This window comes from Bacillus sp. E214 (genome assembly GCF_008087365.1).
Lineage (GTDB): Bacteria > Bacillota > Bacilli > Bacillales > Pradoshiaceae > Pradoshia.
The window spans coordinates 501,845-523,299 of sequence record NZ_VENN01000001.1; the positions used below are offsets into that span (position 1 = coordinate 501,845).

A 21,455-nucleotide genomic window follows, 5' to 3' on the forward strand; every position below is an offset into this window, starting at 1 on the left:
AGAATATCATATCTGTTATGCTCTTTATTATTGGCTTTATTCGTATATATTATTGCTTTTGCACCTATTTTACATAGTTTGCTTTATAAGAGAAGTAGATATGTATAGTACGTCTCAAACTAGGTTGGTCTAATATGGATGCTTCTCATTGAATGGGAATGGATTCTATAGCCAGTGAGAACGTTCTGATTAAACTTTTTGAATATAATCACTCAGTAGCGAGTGGAGAGGGATTCGATCCGCTAAGCTGTTCGCTCCCTAGAGAAGGACCTTAGCATGCAAATGAAAAATATCTATCACTATATAATGTAAATAAACGAGAATATAAGGAGTAACTGAAGAAAATAAACGGAACGAAATCTTTAAATATTGCATTTTTAATACTGATAATATCTGTCCTATCAGCTTGTGTTTCAAATCCCGATTTCGAGTTATACGAAGGAAATGCCTTACGGATAGCTGTTGTTGGAGAAAAACCGGAAGTGAAAGAAGAACAAGTGGAATTTACAGAAATTTCATTTGGAGAAATGACAAACAAAGAAATGAACTCTTATGATGCTGTCATTATTTCGGAAAATAACCTTTTGAAGCTGCTGAAAGTCAATATGCAGATGTTTACTTAAATTCTGCTATCCCTTACTTTTTTATGAGAACAAATCATTATGCCTCTTTTACTGAAAAAGATTTGGAATACGATAAAATAATGAATTGGACTTCAGGTAATAGTTATGCTGTTGGAATTTTTACAACACAAGATGATGATACATTAAAAAAGTGGGGATATGGTTTATATAATGATGAAAAAAATGATGAACATATAAAAGATGTATATTCCAGGATTTTCAAGACAATAGATGAACTAAATTCAAATGAATAATCCTAATAATATAAATTGGGGCGTTAGATCAATAATGGAGACAGCTATAGTCGGCTGTCTCCATTATTGATTTATTAGCAACAAATGTCTGGACAGAGCCCTGTTATTTAAGCTGAATTACAGTAGTATAATATTTGAAGTAATTTAGTCTAATTTATGGATTTCCTGATAATTGGATAATTCATAACAAGAATATCGACTTAATCATTGCGAAATAGTGAATTATAGGGTTAGATTATTAGTCTTATCCTCTCTATTAACAAAGTTTTAGTTTTCGCTCATTTTACCTCTATCTTTTCAGAAAAATTATTGTACAATATATAGGCATTGATTGATATTAAATGTGAAGTGAGTTGACGAAAGTGGCAGTAGACAAAAATAAGATTATTATTGATGCCAGTCTTCTGGCCGGGCGTATTATGCTGGAAAACGGAGCGGAAACGAGCCGGGTAGAGGATACAATGGAAAGAATGATTAGTACTTCACTAGGAATAAAGCATGGAACAAATGCATTTACATATGTGACAGTTAATGGAATTTTTGTGAATATAGGCTTGGACAATACGAATTTCGTTAGAATCGATAATCGGGATCATAATCTTGAAAAGGTAACGAAGGTCAATCAAATATCAAGAATGTATTCAGAAGGCCGTCTGACAATTGAGGAAGTTCTTTCGGAACTGAAAGCAGTGGATCAGGACCCGCTTGACTACCCCTTATGGTTCAGACTTATTTGTACAGCTGTATTGAGCGGAAGCGTTATGCTGATTATGAATGGCACATTTGTGGATTTACCGGCTAGTATGATTGGTGGCCTTTTGTGTTATATAACCTATTTAATTGGCTTTAAAATAATGAAAACACCATTCATAGTGGAATACATAGCTGCTTTTTTGGGTGGGATTGTTGCCTATTATATTAACAGTATAATGGGAAGTCATTTAAATTCCGTCATGATAGGGACGGTTGCACCGCTTGTACCTGGAATTGCGATGACCAATGCTATTCGCGATATGATGGCAAAGCATTATCTCTCAGGAACAATCCGGTTAGTGGAGGCTGTCTTCATTGCGGGTGCGATTGGTACGGGTATTGCTACCGTCTATTATTTATTTATCAATTAGGAGGCGGAAATAGTGAATCAGATCCTTATTCATATGGTTTTTAGCTTTCTATCATCGATATCCTTCGCAGTTATTTGTAATGTTCCGCGCAAGTCTATACCAATAGGAGGACTTGTAGGGATGTGCGGTTGGATGGGATACTGGATTTTAAGCACGGAAGGGTACGGCGTATTTCTATCCAGTATAGTGTGTTCGTTGTTATTAGCCTTTGCTGGACAAATCTCTGCACGAATTTTTAAGATGCCGCTGACTGTCTTTTATGTACCGGGATTGGTGCCAATCGTTCCGGGAATAACAGCTTTTCAGGCATTTCGTTTATTAACACTACAGGACTATGATGGTGCGCTAATCGGATTTTTAAATGTTGGTTACTGTGCAGTTGGAATTGCAATTGGACTGGTTGTATCAGATATCCTATTTAAGAGCAGTTTATATATGATTAAAAATTTCAAGATAGTTCGTTAAGGCAGTATGATAATAATCATACTGTTTTTTAGTGGAGTTAATTAGGAGAGAAAATTATCTAGTGGAATAGGTTCCTTTAAATGAATATATGATAAAAATGGAAGAAATGTTGCTAGATTAGAAATTCATGAACCGAGCTAAATAAACAATAAAGGACGTTCCAGAAAAAGGGTTGGTTCTTTATTGTTTATTTTTTTGCTGGTTATGATAAAATTAAATTGGAATATTTTCCAATATTGCTATGCTAAATGATTTTTATTGGAGCCAAATAAGGCTTAATGATATCCATCAGGCATTCAATAAATAAAGGATCGTCATTGGCAGCTTCTATATAATGATATTTTTCACCGCCGTTTTCCATAAAAATAGTATGATTCTCAACCTGAAGTTCTTCCAGTGTTTCCAGGCAATCTACTGTAAAACTGGGAGCGAGAATGTGAATATGTTTAGAACCGCTTTTGGCAAGATGACGTAACGTTTCACTGGTTGAAGGTTCAAGCCAAGGTTCCTTACCAAATTTAGATTGATAGCATGTAATGATAGTGTGATCTGGCAATTCTTTTTTTAGAGCTTGAGTGGTTTTTAAGCATTGGTATGGATAATCGTCACCATCAGATACATATCTTTTAGGTATGCCATGATAGGACAGGACTACCGCATCAGGGTGGCCATGTTCTTTTGTGCATAGTTCAATACGCGTTTTTAATAATTTAATCCATATTGGATGATCAGGGTAGTCACGTATAAATATTACTTCCGGGATATCTCTCCATTTAGATAATGTTTGGTTCAAATGATCCCATACAGATCCTGTAGTAGTGGAGGAATATTGCGGAAATAAAGGCACGACAATTAATCGGCGCATTCCCCATCTATGCAGCTTTTCTAATTCATCCTTTATAGATGGTTTACCATAATTCATAGCAAGTGAGACTTTAATATTAGAATGTGCGAATTGTTTCTCTAATTCTTGTTTTTGTTTAATAGAGATGGTTAATAAAGGTGATCCTTCATTCGTCCATATAGATTGGTAGAGCTTTGCGGTTTTCGGCGGCCGTGTTCTCAGAATAATTCCGTGCAGGGCAGGCATCCATTTCCACCTAGGTAAATCAATTACTCTACTGTCACTTAGAAATTCTTTTAAATACGAACGTACAGAGGACGTGGTTGGTTGATCAGGTGTACCCAAGTTAACTAAAAGAATAGCTGTCTTTTCCATATCCATTCTCCTGCCGTATAATAATATTGTTATTATTATTTTAATATATATATAATTTATATTACAAAAACTTTTTGTACAAAAACGTACTATTTGACTCAATTGTTACAGTCCCAGATAAAAGGAGTGTGTATATTGCTTGTTCTAAATCAAAAAATACTCGCAAAGACCATTCGGATGATGGAACGTAAGATGGTACAGGCCTCCTTCCTGAAACCTAGTATAAAACCTAACGTTGAAAGGGAGGAGCGGTTGATTGAAACAAATTTAGGAAATACTCGCGTCATTACATATCGGCCAAACCGGAATACAGAGGGACCATTACCCGTTTTTGTGAATATGCATGGCGGTGGATTTGTGATGGGAAGTGCTGAATTGGATGATGCGTGGTGTCCTGTGATAGCGGACCGAGCCAGTTGTTTAGTAGTGAATATTGATTATCATCTGGCACCAGAATATAAATTTCCTGCTGCAATATATGAATGCTATGATATTCTGAAATGGCTTTATGAGAACCCCAATGTCCTTCAGGTAGACAATAAGCGAATAGCAGTTGGGGGACATAGTGCAGGTGGGAATTTAGCAGCTGCTCTTTGTTTGCTGAACAAGGAGAGAGAGCAGATTCCTTTAGTGAAGCAAATCCTTAATTATCCACCGCTGGACCTTGCTACTGATCCGGACCTGAAATTCAAGCATAAAAAAGCCATACCACCCAGACTGGCAAAACTGTTTAATGAATCCTATTTAAAATCAATGAAAGATGCGGAAAACCCATTGGTCTCTCCTGTATATGCTGAGGATTTGGAAGACTTGCCGCCTGCTTTAATCATCACTGCTGAATTTGACTCTCTTGCAGATGAAGCCGACTACTATGCAAGCCAGCTTGAAGAAGCTGGGGTGACAGTCAAGAAGAAGAGGTACATGGAAGCTGCACATGCATTTACTCATACAGGTGAATTGAAACAGGCTGAAGAGGCATGGCACTTAATTAGTGATGAATTAAAAGAGGCCTTTTCCTAGATTAATGCTGGGCTTACGCTGTCCTGATGATTTTTGATAAATCTATATAAATAAATCGAAAAACAATGGCGGTTCAATTCATTTAGAGTTGGACTGCTTCTTTTTATAAGCACATATCCTTAAACATATTTATTGAAAAAGTTCATAATAATGTTATTAAATGGATATATATACATGAATGATGGATTTTATTAATAATAAGGCTGTTTTGTATAGTTTGTGCCCTGTATAAATGGGTATAATTGATTTAAGGATAATATTGGAAATTATCTCTATTGGTTCCATTGGCTTGAATCAGGAAAAGATTTAGGATTTAATAAACGCGTGAAACAAATGTTTATTTCAAAAAAATCTAATTATAAAACAGTTGGAATGTTGAGAAATGCATAAAAAGACCTTGATATGTGTGATCACCTTAAAGAGATATCTAAATATTTTTCATATCTTTGCTTTTCAATGTTCAGTTCATATATTCTAATAAAATCTACTGTAAAATTAGGGTACGGTTTCAACTCTCTATCTGCTATTTTTTCCATTTCTATTAGTTCTTTTTTAGAGAGCCCAGTAGAAATATTTCCACCGTATTTTTCTTTCCCCAGAGTTAAGTGAGGTACAAAGGCATCAAGTTCAAAATACTGTTTTATTAAGTCTTCTGACGGTGAAATCTCATTAATGATTTTTTGATGCAATTTGTGTAAGTTAGTTGAGTTAACACTCAAATATAAAACGCTATCTCCAAAATAGTTGGGCTTATCTAATGATACTTGAAAAGGTTTGAAGGTATCGCATACGGTTTGTACCTTATCAATCCATTGTTTATCTGGAGTTAGTCCTCCTTGTGCTTTCAATGTTATGTGTGGTTCTACACCCGATTGTTTAATCCATTTACTTTGAAAATGCTCAATACGTTCCAAATATTCTTCAGGTGGAACAATCCCTATAAAATACTCCAAATTCATTCTTCTTTACACCCTTATTTTCAGTTTTAATTATTTTAACAGAAAATTCCGAACATGCAAATGGAATTATTACGTGAAAAACAACAGCCATAAAAAAGATGCTATTCATATACTTTTAATGAGACAAAGAAACTTTAACTGTCTCGAAGTTTAAGACTTTAATATAAAATTTGTATTCAATTATATCTTCAATAGTCCTTATGAGGATTAGCTTCTAAAATGTTATATACCGATAATCAACCAGTCTATTCATATACTTTACAGATGTCATAAATAATAAAAGATGGGAGAGGGTTATTGTGCCTGGCTGTAGTAACGATTTTTATATAGCAATTGGCGGTAATATTGTTGCTCAGATAGAATTTGTGGCAGATGAGCAAGAGGTATCTGAACAAGGGAGTATCATCATTAATCATACATTAGTTGCAAATAGCTACAGGGGGAAAGGTTTGGGCAAGGCATTAGTAAACCGTGTAGTATTGCATGCAAGAAATGAAAATAAATATATTAAGCCCGTTTGTCCATTTGCAAAAATGATGCTTGAAAATAAAAAAGAATATCAGGATGTTTTAATGTAATCCAATAATCTAAAATGTACACACCTATTTCACTTCCTTATTTGCAAAAGTAAGGATTTTTGTTTTTAAAATATGGATATACAAAATCTGTTTGGGCCGAGGTACTTCTTGTTTTGCTGACATTAAAGAGGCTTTCACCCCTTTATGTTAATGATTTGTTATTTCGAATACAGATTTTTACGAAAAGCAGAAATAGTAGATATTCCGTCCTCCAAAAAGTATGATAAAAGTATAGAAATAACAAAATATGGCGATGCATGGAGTGGGAGTGTGAATAGGTAATGAAAGTAATAGGATTATCAGGTTCCATAATTGGTGAAAAAACACCTAAATCAGTGGAAGAGGTATTGGCAGCTGTAAACAAAATAGATAATCAATTAGATACAGAATTAATAGATCTTAGAAATTATAATGTGGAATTTGTAAGAGGCATTCCTTTTTCATCCTATAATCAGGATACCCGAACGGTAGTCAATAAACTAAACGATGCGGATATTATAATAATTGGTACACCCATTTATCAGGCGTCGATACCGGGTGTTCTAAAAAATCTATTTGATCATTTAGCTCCGGATTGTTTTAAAGGAAAAGTGGTAGGAATTGTTACGAATGGAGGATCTGAAAAACACTTTTTAGTAACTGAGTACCAATTAAAACCGATATTATCTTATTTCAAAGCGATAATACCATTTAATAATGTATTTTTACATACAAGCTGCTTTGGACCTGGCAATAAAATTGTAAATGAAGAGGAGAATAATAGGATCCAAGCATTGGCTCAGGAAGTTATTGATTTAAAGGAGATTCACTAAAATTTTATCAGATCCTCTAACTAAATGTGAATGAGAAAAATGGTATCTGCATTCCTAGCATTTCAATAGAATATAGAGCATTCAAGATAAAGATAGGAGTAGACGACTTACTAAGACATAAAAAAGTAAGAGATTTTCTTCCTACAGAGAATTGGATGAAGAGATTGAATTGATTTTTAAACTGCTCAATCTCTTTTTCATTCAATTTATATGAAAGGGTTAATTGTGTTTATTAAAATCAGATGAATAGTTTGAAATATCGCTTATTAATGATTTATCTTCATTGATATCCAATGTACGAAGTTTCATAATTAAATGTACGCGTCGTTTATAAAAATCTTTGTGTGATATGGACCGGTTATCATAGTACATTTGATAATTTTTTCTCAATTCATTTAATAATTCATTATATTTTTTTTGAGCGCACACTATATCACCTTCTTTCCTCATGATGTTATATTTAAATAATATCACAAAAGATTCTGTTAATTCACCGTTAAAATTTTTCCACATTCAAAATATTATGTAAATTATAACCCTTAAGACTAATGGTTAGTATCAAGTTCCTGTTAAAGGTAGAATCCTATTTAGAATTAGACCGAGATTGTTTATAGTAAAAATTGTATCACGACGAATTTCCTTTCGTAGGTTCCAACCTTCGCATAGAATGACATTCAAAAAAGCTTCAGGTAATGATAAATGGTCTAAAATAGACCATGATATCAAAGAGAAAAACTTACTGCCTTTTAAAGAGAGGCGAGGCTGGGACAAGTATTTCAGTTAATGATAAACCCAAACTATTAGGTGATATTTCAATTGGATATTCGCCGGCTAGGTTGCGTTTTAATTGTCTTCAATAGAAAGGTTCATTCTGCATACGATTATTCATATCAAGTGGAATGGAACGGAAGCCACTCGACTCCTTGGGAAGTAGAGGAGGCTTAAGACCCAGCAGGCTCAGCCGAGGAAGCGCCCAATGGAACAGACTTTTTTCTCAAACTTAACTCTTTAATAAGCAACAAAGTCTAGTAAGATTAATTTAGATATCGTTCGTCTACAGGATTGTTTTCAAGTTATTTCCCAGCCTCGTTTTTTTATTTGCTTATCTATAATACTCTCACAGCGAACGATTATGATTATTGGAATTTAGATGATAGAAGAATGAAGATTTAATATAGGACGGTTCTCTTCAACGATTTAATGTGGTACGTAAATATAATTTGTCTAAAAAGGCAGTGCAACAGGCCATAAATGACTGCCGCACTGCCTTTTAAATAGATTTGTATCATAAATGTTATTTCTAAAGTGGATTTTACGAATCATTGTTTACTTCGGAATAAGCTCCTAGAAATTGAGCTAACACTTCTTTGTTTTGAGATATATCTGCGAGTGTATAGCCATCTAATACGTTTAAAAAAGCATACAATGCTTTATTTAAAATACCTCTCAACGTACAAACAGGAGAGATGGGACATGTATTATGATCAGAAAAACACTCAACTATGTTAAAATCTTCTTCAGTTTTTCTTACTAAACCCCCGATATTGATTTCATGAGGTTTCATTGCCAGTCTCATGCCGCCATTACGCCCACGTATTGTTTCTATATAACCTAACTTGCCCAGCTGGTATATAATTTTCATTAAATGATTTTTGGATATGCCATAGGCATCAGCAATTTCTTTTATATTTACTAATCGATCGGGATGACTTGCCAAGTACATAAGCACCCTGATGGAATAGTCACTGAAATTTGTTAATCGCATAGTCACGCCCCGCTTCAGATTATCTACTCATCTTTAATACTACCATACATAAATAGGCTTCCAAAGAAAGTTCACAGAAAAGATGTATCTGAAATATTGCTTTTACTTTCCAATAGAGTAAAATTAAAGATGTATTTCAAATACATCTTTAAAAGGGGATTTTTATATGTTGTCTACTCAAACAATCGAAATTGTGAAATCAACTGCACCAATATTGGAAACAAGGGGTAAGGAAATAACTACGGTATTTTATAAAACGATGTTTGAAGCACATCCTGAGCTTTTGAATATTTTTAATCATGCAAATCAAAAAAGAGGCAGACAGCAGACTGCATTAGCAAATACGGTAACAGCTGCGGCCTATTATATCGATCAATTGGAAGTGCTTCTGCCGGTTGTAAAACAAATTGCACATAAACACCGTAGTTTAATGATTAAACCTGAGCATTATCCGATTGTAGGAAAATATTTATTGTTGGCTATTAAAAAAGTATTAGGTGATGCGGCTACAGATGATATTTTAAAAGCGTGGGAAGAGGCCTATGGGGCAATCGCTGATATCTTCATAGGGGTTGAACGTGAAATGTATGAAGAAGCGGAAAATAAGGTTGGTGGTTGGAGAGACTATCGAGAATTTGAAGTCATAAAGAAAGTGAGGGAAAGTGACGGTATTACTTCCTTCTATTTAAAACCAACCGATGGGCTGGCAATACCCGAATTTGAACCGGGCCAATATATAACTGTTCGGGTTCAAATTCCAGGAGAACAGTTTATGATGAATCGCCAATATAGCTTAACGAATGTATCCAATGGTGAATACTATCGAATTTCTGTAAAAAGTGAAAGTATGCATGACAATCCTGATGGTAAAGTATCTAATTACCTGCATAAGGAAGTTTGTACGGGTGATATAGTACAACTAACGGTACCAGCGGGAGATTTTACTTTAGAAGAGGACACCGAGCCAATTACCTTTATAGCTGCCGGAGTAGGGATAACGCCATTTATTAGTATGTTGAATACACTTTATAAACAGGAATCATTAAGAAAAATTACTTTGATACACGCGTTTAAAAACAGGAAGCTTCAAGCATTTGCTGATGAGCTCTCCATGTTAAACAGGCAAATGCATGATATGACAATCAACTTTTATAATGAAGAAGCTGATGTAATCGAGGAGAATTATAAAATAGGCAGAATCAATGAAGAGGTATTGAGGCAATTAGATCAGAATGGAATTTTCTATGTTTGTGGGCCAGTCGAATTTATGCAAGGTGTCATTCAAATGCTTTATAAACTAGGCGTACCGCAAGAAAAAGTACGGTTTGAATTTTTTGGACCTTCCATGAAAATCGAAACAGTAACAGAAAAAGTGTGAAAAAAACATGCTGGGAAGTTTATTCCTGGCATATTTTTTATAAATTCCTCGTCTGTTAAACTCTTTGTTGTGAAAATCAGCAGAGAATATGTTTTGTCTCCGTAACTCACCATGATTTTATTATTCTATAACGATCCCAAACATTACTAAAAGTGTGCGCTGAATTGATTGGTTTAATAGATTAAAAGAGGGGAGGATGGTAAAGGAATATACAGAGATAAAGATTATAAAAAACAATAAGAAGAATTCCTCAAGCACCTTTAGTGCGTTTGTTGATCAGGTATTAATTACCGTCATTTGTTTAGTGAAAGACATTCAAATGAAGTGCCTAAGGATTAATCTAATACTTCTTGCCTTAAATCGGTATGTTCAGAGACACAACTATCTCAGCTGGTTAACCCTAAATGATTAATCTGCAGCTGTACACAAAAACCAGGTTTCTTTTAGTCTATATGTACATTTCATATGTTTGCATTGACATTTCATAAAGGTAGCTGATTGAATGGCTAGATAGTCAGTATACTTAATAAAAGGATCACCCGATAAAATCAGTCTCTATTCATATCGGTTAATAATTTGGTGTCGTGTATAATATGTACCGTAGCGAAACAAGAATTTCAATTGTAATTGACTCTCATTGATACAGAAATAATAAACAGTGTTAGTCGAATTTGACTCTTTTTTATAATTAATTGATAAAGAGCTTGCAACATTTTCTATATAATGTTCCATTTCCATCCGTTTAATTATGTGGCTGCCTAATAATTTCTGTTTCTTAAACGAATCTAATCTGTCTAATAGTTCCTTCTTTATTAGTATACAATCTTCCATATTTATAGGTAATCATCCCCTGTTTTTTTTGAATTTATTCATAAAAAAAGCCAGAAAAGGACAAATTTATTAATCCTTTCCTGACTTATGTATGGTTCTATGCCCACTCATTGCTATCAGTTATTTTATTAAGATGTTACAGATAACTTTATCGCAGATGGGGGTTATTGTCAATCAACCAATCAACTTTGCAAAATGAAAATAATATAGCTAGTATCTTTCTCGAAATTCCAAAAAGTAAATTTATCGATTATTTTGGTGTTTAAATAGTTCTCGAAGTTTCTTTTATGCTCTATTATCAAACGTTTCTCCAAATCCCGCTTCGCGATCGTTAATTGTTCAGTAAAGCCGAACTTGATCAATTCCTTTTCGATCGGAACCATTATACCTTTTCGGACAATCATCAGCTGCCGCTTATTGAGCATAGTTGAATAGATTTCCACTGGTTCTTTTTGAGCAAGCTTGGTAACCTTCGCTAATTCTCGTTCGACTTTCTCTCTATTTCTATAATCACTGATGCTCGTTGCTGTTTTTGATAGCGTAATAATAAACATGCCAGTCGAAGTTTGCAAATTCCAATCATAAAAGAATTCATCAACTTTTGTTCCTAATGCTGCTTCAATATAGGAGGTGATGTCTTTGATTATGGTTTCCATGAGAAGGTCCCGGTTCTTTTGCACGTAAACTTCACCATCTTGATTAGCCAATAAGGATTTCTCCATAGGGGAAAGGAAATCGGCAAGATGCACAGCAAGAGTAGGAGACGATAACGTACAAATAACGTGGCTGGGGCCCCGTCCGAAGGTTTCTCTTAGCATTCTTCCTATATAACTGCTAATGTCTTTTTCGGCTTTTGTTATATCCATATCATACACCTCAGGCTTTGTGACTTTCTTATCATTTATCCCTAAGTAATTTTTTTGAAACATCAGACAAAGACTTATTACAGGGGATTTTAGTCTGAATTAAAAGATTAAAGTCAACGAAAACATCTAGAAACGATTAGGACATGAGAGGGGTGATTGGTCAAACTTTGGCGCTGCGGAAATAATATTTAATATTATCAAATGTGCCGGGAAGTTTTCTTCCCGGCACATTTGTTTTATACAGCTTCATCTGCAAACTGGCTGTTATAAAGATCCGCATAGAAACCATTTTGTCTCAGCAACTCATCATGAGTACCTTGTTCAATGACGGTTCCTTTATTCATTACTAGAATTAAATCTGCATCTTTAATCGTGGATAAACGGTGAGCGATCACAAAGCTTGTACGATTTTCCATTAAGCGATTCATCGCTTTCTGAATAAAGATTTCAGTTCTTGTATCAACACTGCTTGTTGCTTCATCCAAGATTAGAATAGAAGGGTTTGCTAAAATGGCACGAGCTATTGTAAGCAATTGTTTTTGACCCTGTGATATATTGGATGCTTCTTCATTTAATTCAGTTTCATATCCTTCTGGCAATGTACGAATAAAATGATCGGCATGAGCTGCTTGGGCTGCTTCAATAATTTCTTCACGAGTGGCACCTTCACGACCATAGCCAATATTATCTGCAATGGTACCATTAAAGAGCCATGTATCCTGAAGAACCATACCGAATAATCCATGGAGATCTCCGCGTTTCATTTCTTTAATATCGACACCATCAATTTTTATGCTTCCGCCATTTAATTCATAAAAACGCATTAACAGGTTAATCATTGTTGTTTTACCTGCACCGGTCGGACCTACTATGGCTACTTTTTGCCCTGGTTTGACATCAAGATTCATATCTTCAATCAATAGCTGATCCTGCTTATATCCGAATGCAACATGATCAAAAACCACATGTCCTTTTGGATGAGAAATCATTTGTGGATTCGTTGTTTCTGCTTCCTCCTCCTCCTCATCTAGCAGTTCAAATACACGTTCTGCAGAAGCAACAGTAGATTGAATAATGTTAGCGATATTCGCCGTTTGAGTAATCGGTTGTGTGAATTGGCGTGCATATTGTATAAAAGCCTGTATATCACCAACTGTTATTCTTCCGTTTGTAACAAAAATACCGCCAACTACACATATGAGTACATATCCGATGTTTCCGATAAATTGCATGAAGGGCATAATTACACCTGAAATAAACTGTGCTTTCCAGGATGATTCGTATAATTTTTCATTTATTGCCTCAAACTCTTCCAAAGCTTTTTCCTCTTGGCCAAAGGCTTTCACGACCTCATGTCCAGTATAGATTTCTTCAACATGGCCACTTAAATTTCCAAGTGATTTTTGTTGGCCAGCAAAGTAGGTTTGAGATTTTTTGGCTACAAATACAGCGACTACTCCGCTTAAAGGTAATGTTAAAAGAAGAATTCCTGTCATAACCGGGCTGATCGACAGCATCATAATAATAACACCAATAATCGTTACTACACTGGTAATAAGCTGTGTTAAGCTTTGTTGTAAGGTAGTGCTGATATTATCAATATCATTCACAATCCGGCTTAAAGTTTCACCTGTAGTTGTTCCATCAAAATACTTTAAAGGCAGCCGAGATACCTTAGCTTCAGCTTCTTCTCTTAATGTAAATACCGTATTTTGAGCAACGCTTGCCATAATATATTGCTGGATAAAGGCGAAGATTGAGCTAAACAAATATAAGGCGCCGAGTAGGAAGAGAATTCGAATGATATACTCAAAATCGATGCCTGCGCCAGGAATACCTGACATTTTTTCCATAATGCCTTCAAATATTTTGGTTGTCGCTTTACCTAATACTTTTGGGCCGACAATGGTGAAAACCGTACTGAGGATTGCAGCCAGCAATACAGTTAAAAGGCGAAATTTATAAGGTGCTAAATAACGAATTAATCGTTTTAACGTACCCTTAAAATCTTTTGCTTTTTGTATCGGTGCTCCTGGACCACCTGGAGGACCAAATCCCGGATTTGATTGTCTTCTTGTCATTCTGCTCATGCAATCTCCTCCTCAGAAAGCTGTGACTTCACAATTTCTTGATAGGTTTCACATGATTTTAGTAATTCTTCATGTGTACCAATTCCCATAACATTTCCTTCATCCAATACAATGATACGATCGGCATCCATAACCGTAGATACACGTTGGGCAACCAATAAAACCGTTCCTTCCGTGGTTTCACTTTTTAAAGCTTTCCGCAGCTTAGCGTCCGTTTTGAAATCCAGTGCAGAAAAGCTGTCATCAAACATATAGATTTCCGGTTTTCGAACCAAGGCTCTCGCAATGGACAGACGTTGCTTTTGTCCTCCGGAAATATTTGTACCGCCCTGAGAAATAGGAGAGTCAAAGCCTTCCTTCATATTAGAAACAAAATCATAGGCTTGTGCGACTTTTGCAGCATGGATGACTTCCTCATCACTGGCATTCTCATTTCCGTAGAGGATATTTTCCTTTACGGTACCGGTGAATAAAACAGCTTTCTGAGGAACTAGACCAATTCGGTTACGTAAATCCACTAATTCCAGTTCCTTAATATTGATTCCATTTAGATAAATACTGCCTTCAGTCGGTTCATAAAAACGAGGAATCAGCTTTAATAATGTTGATTTCCCAGAACCAGTTCCGCCGATAATGGCTGTAACCTCACCAGGACCAGCGCTAAATGAAAGGCCTTTTAAGGCAGGTTCTTCGGCACCTGGATAGCTGAATGTAACATTCTTAAATTCCAGGTAGCCAGTTTTAGTTGGTTTAGCTTCATGTTTAATTGGCTCATCTTTAATAGTGGGCTTAATCGCCAATACTTCATTAATACGAGCTGCGGAAGCAGAAGCACGAGGAATCATGACAAACATCATGGAAAGCATAACCATGGAGAACATAATTTGCATGGCATATTGAATAAAGGCCATTAAATCACCGACCTGCATATCTCCATGATCAATCCTGATTGCACCAAACCAAACAACCGCAATGGTTGTATAGTTCATAATCAGCATCATGAGCGGCATAAGTGTAGCCATTAATTTATTCACTTTGATAGTAGTGTCTCTTAAGTCTTTGTTGGCCTTCTTAAAACGTTCCTTTTCAAAATTGATCCGATTAAAGGAACGAATGACACGGACACCAGTCAAATTTTCGCGAATGACACGGTTTACAGCATCCAATCTGCGTTGAACCAGTTTAAATAGAGGGACGCCTTTCCAGATGACAAAAAGAATAACGCCCACTAAGACCGGAATCGCAAGGATGATAACCCAGGATAGTTCGGGATCTTTTGAAAAGGCCATAATAATGCCACCAATAGCCATTAAAGGTGCCATTATCATCATTCTAAGGATCATGTTAAGGACCAATTGTACCTGTGTTATATCATTGGTTGTTCTTGTAATTAAGGAAGCAGTACCAACTTGTTCAAATTCATGAAGTGAAAAATTCTCAACATGGGAGAATACTCTGGAGCGAAGATTTTTGCCAAATGACATGGATACTTTGGCGCTGAAGTAACTTGCCGTAATAGAGCAAAGCGTACCAACTGCAGCAACCAAAAGCATAAATCCGCCAATTTTCCATATGTATGGTATGTTCTGATTAATGACACCTTTGTCGATGATGTCAGACATCAATGTGGGTAAGAATAATTCTGATAATGACTGTATAAATACCAATGCGAATATAAAAACAATCGGTAATTTATACGGTGCTAAATAGCGAAACAATTTCCTCAAAAATTAACAACTCCTTAATACTGATTTTCATTAAAAAACTCATACACTTTGGTTAATAATCGGGTGAGTTCCTTACTATCATCTAATCCGATATATTCCTCTAGAAGGGTAAAAGTTTGATGTAATTTAGCAAGTGCTGCATCTGCTACAGAATCTCCCTCACATGTTAATGTAACCAGTACCACCCTGCGATCATTTTTATCAATTCTGCGGGTAATTAGGTTATGCTGTTCCAGCTTATTTAAAATGGGGGTAACAGATGGCATTTTAACATTTAACTGCTTGCTGATCTCGGATACCTTAATCTCGGTAATATGTTGAGTTTTTTCTTTGATACATGTCAAAACTCTTATTTCACTTGGTTTATATCCTTTTATTGTTTTCTTTTCCCAATCCAATTTGTCAAACTGTGTAAAAGCCCTGATCAATTTTTCAACTGATCGGTCTTTGTTAACTGTCATACCTCCACCTCTAAAACAAAGTCTTCCTAATAGTTAAGTAACCAAATTAAAAGCAAATAAAATTATATTTATATAATATATACAAGTCAATATAGCTATACAGTTTCAGAAAGTGTAAAATATGACAAATTAAATACGATGGTTTTGTAGGTCTGTTAAATAAAAGAAATAGGAAATGAAAAAATGTATAATGTATAAAACATATTAAATTCAGCTTAAAATCCCAATGTTTTACATAATTAGGATTGTCTTTATATCAGTTCTTCGGTAACGTTATATATAGAAGCTAAACTCAGGAGGAAGAAAGTTTATGAAAGAAAGAAAACAGAAGGGGAGTTATAAACGCTTTTTTCGGTTATTGCATGCAACGAACCCTTCATATGGAAGACTTGGTTTTGCACTCGGTCTGAGTATTATTACTACCCTTATTGGGTTGCTCATTCCATTGTTAACAAAGGAATTGGTAGACGGCTTCAGTATGTCTTCATTATCTAAAAGTCAGATTCTCATAATTGTATTGGTGTTTATTGCTCAAGCTGGTTTAAGTGCATACGCGACCTATGCACTTGGATATAATGGTCAAAAAATCATTGCAGGCTTGCGGGATTTATTATGGAAAAAGTTGATTAAGCTGCCTGTATCGTACTCTGACAAATATGGTTCAGGGGAAATGATTAGCAGATTAACAAATGACACAATGGTCGTCAAAGAATTGATAACTACCCATTTAGTTGGGGCTATTACTGGAATGATTTCAGTTATTGGGTCTATAACGATATTATTTATCATGAACTGGAAATTAACCCTGTTAATATTTATTGTTTTCCCAATAGCAGCCATGATTTTAATACCAATTGGCCGAATTATGCTTAATATCTCGAAGGAGACCCAAGCTGAAACTGGTAGATTTACAGGGGTATTAAATCAGGTCCTACCTGAAATCCGCTTAGTCAAGGCATCCAATGCAGAAGAAATTGAATATAATAGGGGAATGTCAGGTGTAAACCGGTTGTTCGCTCTTGGTTTAAAAGAAGCGAAGACCCAGTCTCTTGTTTCACCAATTATCACATTAGTGCTAATGGCTGCTCTAGTAGGAATTATTGGGTATGGCGGTATGCAGGTAGCGAGCGGAATTATTACAGCAGGTTCGCTTGTAGCTTTTATTCTTTACATTTTTCAAATTATTATGCCTATGGGGCAAATTACGACATTTTTTACTCAATTGCAGCGTTCGATGGGAGCAACCATGAGAATAATTGAAATCCTGAATGAAAAAGAAGAGGATTTACTCAAAGGGAAAGAACTAGTAAAAGCAAATGTCGATATCGTTCTCGATGATTTATCATTTGGATATGCAGAGGAGTCTTTAATTCTTCGTCATTTAAATGCAAAGATTGAAGCGGGAAAAGTAACAGCGATTGTTGGACCAAGCGGTGGAGGGAAGACGACTCTGTTTAAATTGCTTGAACGCTTTTACGAACCAAGTGAGGGATCAATCAGGATAGGTGAAATTCCTATCGGTGAATACAATTTGCAATCGTGGCGGAAGCATATTGGGTATGTATCTCAAGAAAGCCCGCTGTTGGCAGGTACGATCCAGGATAATATATGTTATGGTTTGGAAAGGGAAGTCACCTCCGCTGAACTGGAGCAAGCAGCTGAAATGGCTCATGCACTTGAATTCATTCAGCAGCTTCCAGAAGGATTCCAAACGGATGTAGGGGAGAGGGGATTGAAGCTGTCAGGAGGACAGCGCCAACGAATTGCGATAGCAAGAGCGTTATTGAGAAATCCAAGTATTCTAATGCTAGACGAGGCCACATCAAGTTTAGACAGCCAGTCTGAACAAATCGTGCAGGCTGCATTAAATAAACTAATGGTAGGGAGGACGACAATCGTTATTGCCCATCGATTATCAACCGTCGTCAATGCCGATCAGTTGTTATTTATTGAAAAAGGTGAAATTACAGGTAGAGGAACACATGAAGAATTAATGCAAACTCACAAGCTCTACCATGAATTCGCAACACAGCAATTAAAAATTAATGAGAATTTAAAAGAGAAGGCATAAATTGCACAAAGCATAACAATTTTTTTTGATATTTAAGAATGAACAACTAGCTAAGCGAAACCAAAACTCGCTTAGAAATATTTTACTAAGCGCGTTTTGGTTTTTTTAAAAGCAATTTTACTATTATTTAAGGGTTATAAACCTGTAAATAGAATCAAAACGCCCAATTCCCATTTCGGAATATGGCCTCACGTGTACCATCAGGCAATTCTCCATCAATGTCCATATCAGCTGAACCAATCATAAAGTCCTCATGCACTTGGCTGATATTTACCCCATACTTATGCAATTGTTCGATATTCATTTCTTCTCCACCTTCGAGGCAAAATGGATATCCAGCTCCAATGGCGAGGTGGTTAGAAGCATTTTCATCAAATAACGTATTATAGAATAAGATATTTGATTCAGAGATCGGTGAATGGTGAGGTACCAGCGCAATTTCACCCAGGTATTTAGCTCCTTCATCAACATTGATAAGATGATTTAAAATTTTATTTCCTTTTTTTGCCACGGCATTTACGATTCTTCCTTCTTCAAATGTTAACGTAAATTCATCAATTACATTGCCGCCATAAGCTAACGGTTTTGTGCTTGAAACCGTGCCATTTACTCCATTTTTTAAAGGAATCGTAAATACTTCTTCAGTAGGCATATTGGCTACGAATTCTTTGCCGGTTGAGTCTTTAGCTCCTGCTGCGCACCACTTATGTTTCTCGGAAAGTTCAATTCTTAAATCCGTACCAGGTGCTTTATAGTGTATGTATTTATATTTTTTGTTATTTAAATAATCAGCTTTACTGATTAATGTATCAAGATGCTCCTCCCATGCTTGGATAACATTTTCCTGATCAACACGGACTGAAGAAAAGATGGCATCCCAAAGTAAATCTAAGCTGTTTTCTTGTCCAGGGAATATTTTTTTGGACCAACCCTCACCTGCAGCAGCAACGACTGTCCAACTGATCTTATTGGACTGCATTGCTTCGCGTAAATTATTGAGAGCCTTACCTGCAGCCTTTTGAAAATTAGCGATCCGATTTGAGTCGATCCCATTCAGTAAATCCGGATCTTGAGAGACAATCGTTATAAAAGTTGCACCTCTTTCAACCATTTCGTTTCTGGAGGCAGCCATCCATGAAGGAAATTCAGTAAATGCCTCGTCAGGTGCCAGCAAATATTTCGTTCGGTTAATTTCTTCATCACTCCATTCCACAAAAACCTGCTTTGCACCTGCTTCATAGGCTTTTTTAACAAGTTTACGTGTAAATGGTGCAGTTTCAATAGTGGATATGATGAATACAATTTGATCCTTTTGTACATTAGCAGCTTTCTTAACAGTCAAGTCAGCATAACGATCTAATTTTTCTTCAAAATTATTCATGGATTAATCCTCCCCATACAATATTATTTACTATAAAAGTATATCATCTAGATATCAGAAAATATCAAAAATTTATTTGGATAAAAATATAGAGCTGGATCTATAAGAAATCCAGCTCTATATTTTTATTAATGTCCTCCTAAGAAGACCAATTGAATAAGGAATAGTACACCAAAGATGTAAACAAGAGGTGGAACTTCTTTCGCTTTGCCACCAACTAATTTCAAGATTGGATAAATAATAAATCCAAATGCGATTCCAGTAGAGATACTTGAAGTTAAAGGCATCGCAAGGATAATAACAAATGCTGTAAAAGCTTCATCAAACTCAGACCATCTAATCTTTGATATACCTTCCATCATAAAGCACCCAACAATAATTAAAACAGGAGCTGTAATGGAAGCTAAGTTTGAGATGGCTCCAATAAATGGTGAGAAGAATAATGCTAAGCTGAACAATATAGCAACAACTACTGCTGTTAAACCAGTACGACCACCGGCAGCAACACCTGTACTTGATTCTACATATGCTGTTGAAGGACTTGTACCAAAAGCAGCACCAACAGTAGTAGCGATAGAATCACCAAGGAAAGCTTGCTTTGCCCTAGGAAACTTACCGTCTTTTAATAATCCGGCCTGTTCGGATACAGCCACCATTGTACCTGTTGTGTCAAAAATCGTTACGAGTAGGAATGAAAATACAACGGCGTATAAGCTGTTAGTGAATACACCACCGAGATCTAAATCAAAAAATGCTATTCCTTCTGGAAGTGAAGGGAGTAATTGCTTGGCTGTAATGTCCAGCATGCCTGTAAAATAGCCAATAATTGCTGTAATAATCATTCCAATAAACAAAGCACCAGGTACTTTTCTTACCATAAGAATAAGGGTAATGAATAAACCGGCAATTGTTAATAATGGAACAGGAGCAGTTAAATCACCTAAACCAACAAGATTGCTTTCGTTTGCGACAAAGATTTGTGCTTGTTTAAAACCAAGAAACGCTATGAATAAACCAATACCGGATGTAATTCCATATTTAATAGAAAGAGGGATGGAATTAATGATCTTTTCACGTAAATTACTAAAACTTAATAACATAAATAAAAGTCCGGCGATAAATACTGCGCCTAAAACCACTTGATAGCTAAGTCCTTGTGTCGCAACAACACTCGTAAAGTAAGCGTTTATTCCCATACCTGGCGCAACGGCGATTGGGTATTTTGCATACAAGCCCATAATTAAAGTACCAATTACTGCCGAGATAATGGTAGCAATAAATACCTGATTAAAGGGAATTCCTGAAGCGGAAAGGATTGCCGGGTTAACTATTACAATGTACACCATTGTAAAGAAAGTAGTTATACCAGCTAAAACTTCCGTTTTAACAGTAGACCCGTTTTGGCTAATTGAGAAAAATTTGTCTAACAATTCGTATACCTCCATCTATTCACCTTTAAAAAAGCGAACGTTTTTGACGACATTTAATATAATATTCGCTTTTAGGTTATTTTTCAACCACAAATTAATAATTATATTAATTATTTGCAATAACTACTTATAATATGAGGATTAAAGAGAGGCTTTATCCTAGTTATGAGGTTGATATTTAAAACATTATCATACTAAAACTGATTGTTAGTATTAGAAGTCATTATGAATAGTGCTTCAACATTTCAGGACTTTGATTTGTAAATGGTTGATGTTACTTTTGTGACTTCTGTATAGGTTGAAATACAAAGTAGACTGTGACCAAAAAACAAAAAGAAATTTATGTGAATAAATTAAAAATATACAAAAATTAGTAGATGAAAATATTTACATTTTTCATA

The 21,455-nt window shown here is 35.5% G+C and carries 18 protein-coding genes; 9 read left to right on the plus strand and 9 right to left on the minus strand.

The genetic code is table 11. The features are described 5' to 3' along the window. Positions 1–482 precede the first annotated feature (482 nt). The 4 genes from FHY47_RS19115 to FHY47_RS02410 all read left to right on the plus strand — a co-directional run bounded on the left by FHY47_RS19115 (position 483) and on the right by FHY47_RS02410 (position 2,466). Positions 483–623, plus strand: a complete 141-nt coding sequence (locus FHY47_RS19115) for a hypothetical protein (RefSeq protein ID WP_225983677.1) — start codon at positions 483–485, stop codon at positions 621–623. 23 nt (positions 624–646) lie between these two features. Further along, complete coding sequence (locus tag FHY47_RS19120; RefSeq protein WP_262365955.1) at positions 647–877, plus strand: hypothetical protein; 231 nt, start codon at positions 647–649, stop codon at positions 875–877. A gap of 362 nt (positions 878–1,239) precedes the next feature. After that, positions 1,240–2,001 carry a threonine/serine exporter family protein gene (locus tag FHY47_RS02405; protein WP_225983679.1) on the plus strand — a complete coding sequence of 254 codons (762 nt, stop codon included), beginning with the start codon at positions 1,240–1,242 and terminating at the stop codon, positions 1,999–2,001. Positions 2,002–2,013: 12 nt separating this feature from the next. Further along, positions 2,014–2,466, plus strand: a complete 453-nt coding sequence (locus FHY47_RS02410; RefSeq protein ID WP_077247931.1) for a threonine/serine exporter family protein — start codon at positions 2,014–2,016, stop codon at positions 2,464–2,466. 244 nt (positions 2,467–2,710) lie between these two features. On the opposite strand, the gene hemH is transcribed toward FHY47_RS02410, so the two are convergent. Beyond that, positions 2,711–3,685 (minus strand): ferrochelatase, encoded by a 975-nt coding sequence (gene hemH / locus FHY47_RS02415; protein ID WP_222861895.1) that lies wholly within the window; start codon positions 3,683–3,685, stop codon positions 2,711–2,713. A gap of 126 nt (positions 3,686–3,811) precedes the next feature. Between hemH and FHY47_RS02420 the strand changes: the two genes are divergently transcribed. Continuing rightward, on the plus strand, positions 3,812–4,705 hold the full coding sequence (locus FHY47_RS02420; protein WP_373925461.1) for an alpha/beta hydrolase: 894 nt from the start codon (positions 3,812–3,814) through the stop codon (positions 4,703–4,705). Between the two features lie 410 nt (positions 4,706–5,115). Here FHY47_RS02420 and FHY47_RS02425 read toward each other — a convergent pair whose 3' ends face one another. Next, a complete protein-coding gene (locus FHY47_RS02425; RefSeq protein WP_066100113.1) occupies positions 5,116–5,664 on the minus strand; it encodes a 2'-5' RNA ligase family protein in 549 nt (182 codons plus the stop codon). Positions 5,665–5,933: 269 nt separating this feature from the next. Between FHY47_RS02425 and FHY47_RS02430 the strand changes: the two genes are divergently transcribed. Both FHY47_RS02430 and FHY47_RS02435 read left to right on the plus strand, forming a co-directional pair. Beyond that, the gene (locus FHY47_RS02430; protein ID WP_395940463.1) at positions 5,934–6,242 is read left to right on the plus strand and encodes a GNAT family N-acetyltransferase; all 309 of its coding nucleotides are present in this window, start codon (positions 5,934–5,936) and stop codon (positions 6,240–6,242) included. A gap of 281 nt (positions 6,243–6,523) precedes the next feature. Further along, on the plus strand, positions 6,524–7,054 hold the full coding sequence (locus tag FHY47_RS02435; protein ID WP_066100107.1) for an NADPH-dependent FMN reductase: 531 nt from the start codon (positions 6,524–6,526) through the stop codon (positions 7,052–7,054). 1,312 nt (positions 7,055–8,366) lie between these two features. Here FHY47_RS02435 and FHY47_RS02440 read toward each other — a convergent pair. After that, positions 8,367–8,819, minus strand: a complete 453-nt coding sequence (locus FHY47_RS02440; RefSeq protein WP_066100101.1) for an RrF2 family transcriptional regulator — start codon at positions 8,817–8,819, stop codon at positions 8,367–8,369. A 166-nt stretch (positions 8,820–8,985) separates the two neighbouring features. Between FHY47_RS02440 and hmpA the strand changes: the two genes are divergently transcribed. Next, positions 8,986–10,197, plus strand: a complete 1,212-nt coding sequence (gene hmpA / locus FHY47_RS02445) for an NO-inducible flavohemoprotein (RefSeq protein WP_066100099.1) — start codon at positions 8,986–8,988, stop codon at positions 10,195–10,197. Positions 10,198–11,210: 1,013 nt separating this feature from the next. Here hmpA and FHY47_RS02450 read toward each other — a convergent pair. From FHY47_RS02450 to FHY47_RS02465, 4 genes are all read right to left on the minus strand, one after another. Next, positions 11,211–11,894 carry a Na-translocating system protein MpsC family protein gene (locus FHY47_RS02450; protein WP_140461306.1) on the minus strand — a complete coding sequence of 228 codons (684 nt, stop codon included), beginning with the start codon at positions 11,892–11,894 and terminating at the stop codon, positions 11,211–11,213. A gap of 236 nt (positions 11,895–12,130) precedes the next feature. Then, positions 12,131–13,984 (minus strand): ABC transporter ATP-binding protein, encoded by a 1,854-nt coding sequence (locus tag FHY47_RS02455; protein ID WP_139891187.1) that lies wholly within the window; start codon positions 13,982–13,984, stop codon positions 12,131–12,133. Next, positions 13,981–15,711 (minus strand): ABC transporter ATP-binding protein, encoded by a 1,731-nt coding sequence (locus FHY47_RS02460; RefSeq protein ID WP_140461307.1) that lies wholly within the window; start codon positions 15,709–15,711, stop codon positions 13,981–13,983. The genes FHY47_RS02455 and FHY47_RS02460 overlap by 4 nt, the downstream gene beginning before the upstream one ends. 14 nt (positions 15,712–15,725) lie before the next feature. Further along, the gene (locus FHY47_RS02465) at positions 15,726–16,172 is read right to left on the minus strand and encodes a MarR family winged helix-turn-helix transcriptional regulator (RefSeq protein ID WP_066100083.1); all 447 of its coding nucleotides are present in this window, start codon (positions 16,170–16,172) and stop codon (positions 15,726–15,728) included. 310 nt (positions 16,173–16,482) lie between these two features. On the opposite strand from FHY47_RS02465, the gene FHY47_RS02470 reads away from it, so the two are divergent. After that, positions 16,483–18,243 carry an ABC transporter ATP-binding protein gene (locus FHY47_RS02470; protein WP_139891185.1) on the plus strand — a complete coding sequence of 587 codons (1,761 nt, stop codon included), beginning with the start codon at positions 16,483–16,485 and terminating at the stop codon, positions 18,241–18,243. A 154-nt stretch (positions 18,244–18,397) separates the two neighbouring features. Here the strand turns inward: FHY47_RS02470 and FHY47_RS02475 are convergent, their stop codons facing one another. Further along, positions 18,398–19,624 carry an aminopeptidase gene (locus FHY47_RS02475; protein WP_066100078.1) on the minus strand — a complete coding sequence of 409 codons (1,227 nt, stop codon included), beginning with the start codon at positions 19,622–19,624 and terminating at the stop codon, positions 18,398–18,400. 128 nt (positions 19,625–19,752) lie between these two features. After that, positions 19,753–21,054 carry an NCS2 family permease gene (locus tag FHY47_RS02480; protein WP_066100075.1) on the minus strand — a complete coding sequence of 434 codons (1,302 nt, stop codon included), beginning with the start codon at positions 21,052–21,054 and terminating at the stop codon, positions 19,753–19,755. Between the last annotated feature and the right edge of the window lie 401 nt (positions 21,055–21,455).